General features: G+C 67.1%; 2 protein-coding genes. Both read right to left on the bottom strand.

Annotated features, from left to right (window positions below; translation table 11 throughout):
• Positions 1–976 (bottom strand): non-hydrolyzing UDP-N-acetylglucosamine 2-epimerase (wecB, locus tag D1643_RS10995; RefSeq protein WP_160710642.1); only part of this gene is annotated, 976 nt, incomplete at its 3' end.
• On the bottom strand, positions 973–1,376 hold a 404-nt coding region (locus D1643_RS11000), incomplete at its 5' end, for a WecB/TagA/CpsF family glycosyltransferase (RefSeq protein WP_160710643.1). The genes D1643_RS11000 and wecB, both read right to left, overlap by 4 nt.

Consider the following 1,376-nt stretch of genomic DNA (forward strand, 5'->3'; position numbering starts at 1 on the left):
AGATGACCTCCTCGTCGGTGCCCACCAGCTTGAGGGTGCCGGCAGCCACCCCTTCGGGACGCTCCGTCGTGTCGCGCATGACGAGCACGGGCTTGCCGAGCGAGGGCGCCTCCTCCTGGATGCCACCCGAGTCGGTGAGGATAACGTGGCTCCTGGCCAGAAAGTTGTGAAAGTCAAGGGCCGGCAGAGGGTCAATCAGGCGCAGCCGGTCGAACCCGTCGAGCTCAGCCCGCGCCGCCTCACGAACCAGAGGGTTCAGGTGGACGGGATAGATCGCCTTGACGTCGAGGTGCTCCTCCATGACCCGGCGGATGGCCCGGAACATATGACGCATGGGCTCGCCGAGGTTCTCCCGCCGGTGCGCCGTGATGAGGATGAGGCGCGATCCGGCAGCCCAATTCAGGTGCCCATTCTCATAGCCATCGCGCACGGTGGTCGCCAGGGCGTCAATGCCAGTGTTGCCCGTCACGAAGACTCTATCCGCAGGCTTTCCCTCATCGAGCAGGTTCTGACGGCTCAGCTCCGTGGGGGCGAAGTACCAGTCCGCCATCACGTCGACCGCCTGGCGGTTGAACTCCTCGGGCCAGGGGGAGCGCAGGTCGCGCGTGCGCAGCCCCGCCTCGACGTGGCCCACAGGTATTTGGAGGTAGAACGCCGCCAGGGCGGCGGCGAACGAGGTGGTGGTGTCGCCGTGCACGAGCACCACGTCGGGGGACTCCTCCTCGAGGACGGCCCTGATGTCGAGCATGACGTCGCAAGTGACGTCAAAGAGCGTCTGGCCCGGGCGCATGACGGCAAGGTCGTGGTCGGGCACCACGGCGAAGACCTCGAGAACCTGGTCGAGCATCTCCCGGTGCTGCCCGGTCACGCACACGACGACCTCGAAGTCTCCGGGCCGGGACTGGAGCTCCTTCACGAGCGGACACATCTTTATCGCCTCCGGCCGCGTGCCGAAGACGAGCATCACCTTCTTCACCAGTTCTCCTCCCTGCGCGGCGCGCGGGCCTCCCGCCAAAGCAGCCTCATGAACCTCATGTTCCCCACCGCGTAGCGCCTGAGGAGGCGCCCGGGCTCCTGCATCATGCGGAAGAGCCACTCCAGGCGCGCCCTCTGCATCCAGAGCGGCGCGCGCGGGATGCGGCCCGACACCACGTCGAAGGAGCCGCCCACGCCCACGAAAGCGCCCTTGAGCCCGGCGCGGCGGAAGAACTCTATGACCTCCTCCTTCTTCGGGGAGGTGATCCCGACGAACGTGATCCGCGGGGACGCCGCGCAAATCTCCTCGGCGACATCGGCATACTCGTCCGGGCCGAAGTAGCCGTCGCGAGCGGCGACTATCTTCAATCCCGCATGGGCCTCCCGCAGCCTCTCGGCCG

It is taken from the genome of Enterorhabdus sp. P55 (genome assembly GCF_009911695.1).
Classification (GTDB): domain Bacteria; phylum Actinomycetota; class Coriobacteriia; order Coriobacteriales; family Eggerthellaceae; genus Enterorhabdus.